The sequence below is a fragment of the Colwellia sp. 6M3 genome (assembly GCF_014077595.1).
In the GTDB taxonomy this organism is placed as follows: domain Bacteria; phylum Pseudomonadota; class Gammaproteobacteria; order Enterobacterales; family Alteromonadaceae; genus Cognaticolwellia.
Genome location: NZ_JACGWF010000148.1, coordinates 1 through 6,181, shown reverse-complemented (window position 1 = coordinate 6,181; position 6,181 = coordinate 1). Strand labels below are relative to the sequence as shown.

Annotated in this window: 5 protein-coding genes; 4 read left to right on the top strand and 1 reads right to left on the bottom strand. The window is 37.0% G+C overall.

The window, feature by feature from the left end; translation table 11 throughout:
* Nucleotides 1–301: 301 nt before the first annotated feature.
* Both H4J50_RS18375 and H4J50_RS18370 read left to right on the top strand, forming a co-directional pair.
* Nucleotides 302–1,384 (top strand): galactose oxidase, encoded by a 1,083-nt coding sequence (locus tag H4J50_RS18375; RefSeq protein WP_259366299.1) that lies wholly within the window; start codon nt 302–304, stop codon nt 1,382–1,384.
* A gap of 117 nt (nt 1,385–1,501) precedes the next feature.
* Nucleotides 1,502–3,211, top strand: coding sequence for a proline--tRNA ligase (locus tag H4J50_RS18370; protein ID WP_182257619.1), 1,710 nt, complete (start codon nt 1,502–1,504; stop codon nt 3,209–3,211).
* 183 nt (nt 3,212–3,394) lie between these two features.
* On the opposite strand, the gene H4J50_RS18365 is transcribed toward H4J50_RS18370, so the two are convergent.
* Complete coding sequence (locus tag H4J50_RS18365; RefSeq protein ID WP_182257618.1) at nt 3,395–3,982, bottom strand: hypothetical protein; 588 nt, start codon at nt 3,980–3,982, stop codon at nt 3,395–3,397.
* Nucleotides 3,983–4,255: 273 nt separating this feature from the next.
* Here H4J50_RS18365 and H4J50_RS18360 point away from each other — a divergent pair, with 273 nt between their 5' ends.
* Nucleotides 4,256–5,470, top strand: a complete 1,215-nt coding sequence (locus tag H4J50_RS18360; protein ID WP_108455756.1) for a pyridoxal phosphate-dependent aminotransferase — start codon at nt 4,256–4,258, stop codon at nt 5,468–5,470.
* Between the two features lie 49 nt (nt 5,471–5,519).
* Nucleotides 5,520–6,125: a 5'-deoxynucleotidase gene (yfbR, locus tag H4J50_RS18355; RefSeq protein WP_182257617.1), complete on the top strand. Its 606-nt coding sequence runs from the start codon at nt 5,520–5,522 to the stop codon at nt 6,123–6,125.
* The last annotated feature ends 56 nt before the right edge of the window (nt 6,126–6,181 follow it).

The window sequence follows — 6,181 nt, the reverse complement described above, 5'->3', positions numbered from 1 at the left end:
CATATAAACAAAGAGAATTGTAAACAAAACAATCCATCTTGTTTTTATAAAATAAATTTAACTATTTTGTCTATATATCAAACTAATACTATAAAGCAGGCGCATGTAATTTAAGATAATGGTAAAAATTAATTAGAAAATAATAGCTAGAAAAACGCTTTAACTGGCACATTTTGATGATAATTTGGTAGCTAGATGCCTTAACAATTACTTAAATGTTAATTAGTACAAGCTAGAACCATGATCACTTTATTTCATGGTACGATTGCAATTAAACTTAAATTAATTTTATGAGTCATCAATGCCAACACGACTAACTCTTCTCTTGTTTGCCTTATGTTTTTATCTTTCGACGACAACGCTGAAAGTATTCGCCAATACTAATCCGCTTAGCGAATTACCGCATGCCGTAAGCAATAATGCTGTTGCACATGTAATGATTAAAAACCAAAACTACTTAATTTCGTTTTCTGGACTTGCAAGTGGTAAAGGTTATCAAGATGTTCATAATCGCACTTATGTTTACGATGTTGCTGAAAATAAATGGTCTGAAAAAACAGCGGTGCCAATCAAAAAGCCTATCAATGGTTTAACAGGTCGCCTAGCGAGTGTCGCTACAGCGATTAAAGAAGTTGCTTATGTTTTTGGTGGTTATACCGTTGCCAAAAATCACAGTGAAGTGTCAGTACCAGACGTTTACGCCTATGATGTTTTACAAGATAAATTTCAAGCACTAACTCCCATGCCAGTGCCGGTAGATGACAGTATTGCTTTGGCTTATAAAAGCCGTTACATCTATTTAATTAGTGGTTGGCACAATGACGGCAACGTTAATTTAGTACAACTATACGATACTCACACTGACCAATGGCAACAAGCATCACCATTTCCTGGAAAAGCAGTATTTGGTCATGCCGGAGGCATAGTTGATAACAAAATGCTTATTTGTGATGGTGTTCGTGTTGATGTTCACCTTAATCAACGTAGAAGTTACGCTGCTGAAGCTGCCTGCTATCGCGGCGTTATCAATACAACTATGCCCAGTAAAATCTCATGGTTTAAAGTCAAACATCCAACGGGTGAATCACGTTATCGAATGGCCGCTAAAGGACTTAAAAACGCGGTATTAAATACAAAAGAAATTGTCTTTATTGGCGGAAGCAACAACCCGTATAATTATAACGGCATAGGTTATAACGGCGAACCTTCTTTACCAAGTAATGAAATTTGGCGCTACAACAGCGATACTAATATCTGGAAAATAACACAGAGTAAAACAGCTACCATGGATCATCGAGGCCTTTTAGAGCTTGATGGAAATTTGATCACGCTAGGTGGAATGGGCGAAAATCAACAGGTATTAAAGCGTATCAACCATTATTAATATCCCATTAAGTAATAATTTTTACTTAATGGGCAATTTAAACCTTTTGTGGCTGAAATTGCCCTGTTAGAATAAGCGCCATATTTTATGCTCGTTTACTAATGGAATTTTTTCTCAATGCGTACAAGCCAATATTTACTTTCAACCTTGAAAGAAACCCCTGCTAGCGCTGAAGTTATCAGTCATCAATTAATGTTACGTGCTGGTTTAGTGCGTAATGTAGCGTCAGGTTTATATACTTGGTTACCGACAGGTTTAAAAGTACTACGCAAAGTTGAAAACATTGTTCGTGAAGAGATGGAACGAGCTGGCGCATTAGAAGTATTAATGCCGATGGTTCAGCCTGCTGATTTGTGGGAAGAGTCGGGTCGTTGGGAAGATTACGGTCCTGAATTATTACGTTTAAATGATCGCCACGACCGTGCTTTCGTTTTAGGCCCAACGCATGAAGAAGTCATTACAAAGTTAGTTGCTAATGAAATTAACAGCTACAAGCAACTACCATTGAATGTTTTTCAAATTCAAACAAAATTCCGCGATGAAATTCGCCCTCGTTTCGGTGTAATGCGCGGCCGTGAATTTTTAATGAAAGATGCTTACTCTTTTCACTTAGGTGAAGAGTGTTTGAAAAAAACCTATCAAGCAATGTTTGACGCTTATTGTCGTATATTCGACCGTTTAGGTTTAGATTATCGCCCTGTTATTGCTGATACTGGTTCTATTGGTGGTGAAGCGTCACATGAATTCCACGTATTAGCTGATTCTGGTGAAGACGACATTGCCTTTAGTGATGGTTCTGATTTTGCTGCTAACGTTGAAAAAGCAGAAGCTTTAGCACCTAAAGGCGAACGCCCTGCACCAACACAAGCCATGACTGAAGTTGCCACACCTAAAGCACGTACGATTGACGATGTTGCTAAATTATTGTCGATTGATGCAACAACCACAGTGAAAACATTGTTGGTGTTAGGTACTGCAACAAAAGAGAACGACGCACCAATTGTTGCGTTAGTATTACGTGGCGATCATCAATTAAATGAAGTTAAAGCTGAAAATTTATCACAAATTGCCTCACCATTAACGTTTGCAACTGACGAACAGTTAACTGCAGCTGCAGGTTGTAACGCTGGCTCAATTGGCCCAGTCGGTTTAACAATTGACGTTATTGTTGATCGAAGCGCAGCGCACTTAGCTGACTTTGTTTGTGGTGCAAATAAAAATGACATCCATTTAACGGGCGTAAACTGGGACCGTGATAAAACAAACTACAGCGTTGCTGATTTACGTAATGTTGTCGCAGGTGATCCTAGCCCATGTGGCCAAGGTAACATTGAGATTAAACGCGGTATCGAAGTCGGTCATATTTTCCAACTAGGTGATAAATATGCACAGGCAATGAACTGTGGCGTGTTAACTGAAGCGGGTAAAAATCAAATTTTAACTATGGGTTGTTACGGTATTGGCGTATCACGTATTGTTGCTGCTGCTATTGAACAAAACCATGATAAATACGGCATTAAATGGCCTGCAGCTATTGCACCTTATCAAGTAGCAGTAGTACCTATGAATATGGCGAAATCGGCACGCGTTAAAGAAACCGCTGAAGCATTATACGAGCAGCTTCAAAACGCTGGCATTGAAGTGATATTTGACGATCGTAAAGAACGTCCAGGTGTTATGTTTGCCGATCATGAATTAATCGGTACGCCATTATTGTTAGTGATTGGTGAACGTAACTTAGACAATCAAGAAATTGAAGTGAAAAACCGTATTACTGGTGAAAAGTCTATGTTAGCCATAAGCGATGTCATGTCTTTATTCGCCTAAAGGCAATGAAATAATTTAGTGTAATTGTTCTGTTGTTACAGTTAAGGTTATATTTAAATAGTGAAAACGGCTTTGCATATTCTGCAAGGCCGTTTTTATTTGCGCTTAGAAGCCTTAATTGTACTCTTCTTTAACTCTATAAGATCTTTGTCTGAAAAAAGCTTAAACACAATCTACATATCACTAACAGTCAGATAAATCCCAATAGATAACCCGATCAAAAAGTTGGGCAATATTTAGTGATAATGCTTTAAACGTAGTAATACTCTTATTGTTAGTTTGGAAGCACTGCCATATAAATTGGTGGCAGTTATTATCAAATAAGTGATAACTAATAACTTGATATAATTGATCAATAGCTTTTTTTGCGGCTAGTTCACTCATTAATGGCTGACCTAACGAGTCACAGGCAATAAAAATTTTATTTCCTGAACGGCTCTGAGTAAAGCGTTGTGGGGATACCGCTTTCACTAAGCCATTACCATCGACTTCAACAATAGTGTTATCGCCAATCCAAATACCACTATGCTCTAAAACACCACCAATACCACAACAAACTATCGCGCCTATTTCCGGCTTAACCTTTTGTTCGGTATCAAAAACATCAGTTGGATAAGTAGCAATTGGTGATTCATACTGTTCAAGATCAGCAAGGGTTTGAGCACGGTAGCGTTTAAATCGTTTGGTATGTTGAATTTTTCTATCGTCGGCTAATGCTTTTACCGCTAATACTGAAGCAGCAGCTCCTAACCATAATAAAGGTACAGGCATTGTTATAATCCTCATCAGTGTGATATTAAGGGGCATATACAACTGAAAAATTAATCTTAATAACAAGATGTCGTAATTATTTATCATTTGCTATAAAAAAGTTGCAAGTAACTGTTTCAAAGTTAGCCAATATTCGCAACAATGGAGGTAAGAAATAAATTACAAATTACGTACATTCAATGACTATCAGTTTTTCTTTAGCTTCATTTTCTGTTTCATATTAACGAACGCAATAACGTTAATTCACTTTTTATCATTTATAAGACCGCCATTATGAAAATTATCAAAAAATCTTCAAAATTAAAAAACGTATGTTATGAAATTCGTGGACAAATTGCCGGTGAGGCCAAACGTTTAGAAGATGAGGGGCATAAAATTTTAAAGCTTAATATTGGCAACCCTGCTCCATTTGGCTTTGAAGCACCTGATGATATTTTAAAAGATGTAATTCGTAATTTACCAACTGCTCAAGGTTATTGTGAGTCAAAAGGCATATATCCTGCACGGGTAGCAGTTATGCAGTACTTTCAACAAAATGGCATTTTAGATGTCAGTGTTGACGATATTTACATTGGTAATGGTGTTAGCGAACTTATTGTTATGGCTATGCAAGGTTTGTTGAATGATGAAGATGAAGTATTAATTCCTGCACCTGACTACCCGTTATGGACAGCTGCAGTTGCCTTATCGGGCGGTGAACCAATTCATTATCACTGTGATGATGAAAACCAATGGTTTCCTGACCTAGAAGATATGGCGAATAAAATAACGCCTAAAACCAAAGCCATTGTTTTAATTAACCCGAATAATCCAACGGGCGCGGTTTATAGTGAAGAAATTCTACAAGGTATTATCTCACTCGCCCGTGAACACAACTTGATCATATTCAGTGACGAAATTTACGACAAAATTCTTTATGATCAAGCCAAACATATTCCTACCGCAAGTTTAGCTAATGACGTGTTAATCATTACTATGGGTGGTTTATCTAAAAATTACCGTATTGCAGGCTTTCGTGCTGGTTGGATGGTGGTTTCTGGTCCTAAATCACATGCTGAAGATTATTTAGAAGGCTTGAATATACTGTCTTCTATGCGCTTATGTGCCAATGTACCTTGTCAGCATGCTATTCAGACCGCGCTTGGCGGTTATCAAAGTATTAATGAATTAATACATGCTGATGGCCGCTTACTTAAGCAACGAAATTTAGCGCACAAAATGATTAACGAGATTGATGGCCTTTCATGTAACCCAGCCATGGGCGCATTATACTTATTCGTAAAGGTAGATCAGGAGAAGTTTAATATTAGCAATGATGAAAAAATGATCTTAGATTTACTCAAACAAGAAAAAATATTGTTAGTACACGGTAGTGCTTTTAATATTTCACAAAAAAATTATTTCCGCCTGGTGTTTTTACCACACGTAGATGAATTAAAACAAGCAATGGAAAGGCTCGCTAACTTTTTTAGCACCTATCGCCAATAGTCGCTAATAGTCGCTAATTCTTATTTAAGGTTTTACTTAAGGTTTCAATATGCAAAGTACTTTTCTCGCTTGGATGTTCAGAATGCCGCTTATCAAACGATGGGCATTAATGTTTTGTGTTAAACCAGAAAATGTTGCAGAACATTCTCATCAAGTGGCTATCGTTGCCCACTTATTAGCTGTTATTAGAAATGAAAAATTTTCAGGTAATATAAATGCCGATAAAGTTGCAACGGTTGCGCTTTATCACGAAGCCAGCGAAACAAGATTCGGTGATATTGTTAGCCCAACAAAATATGCTAACCCTGAAATTGCACGAGAGTTTAAAAAGATAGAATACATCGCTGAAAAGCAATGTCTTGAATCTTTACCAGAGGAGTTTCAAGCAATATTTTCCGATATCATAGTGCAAGACAATGTTGATGATCAGTATAAAAAAATAGTCAAAGCGGCCGATATTTTAGTCGCTTATATCAAAGCACTTGATGAATTGAACCATCAAAACCATGAATTTGACCACGTAAAAGAACGCTTAGAATTAAAATTAACTACGCTCAAGCAACAAATGCCTGAAGTAGAATACTTTATGTCGGTTTTTCTAAAGTCATGCTCAGCAACAGTTGATAAACTGACTGAAGTGCAGATTAAAAAATAGTAACAGCGTGGTTTAAATAATATGATTACAATAATAAATTAGGAATACGTGCAAAC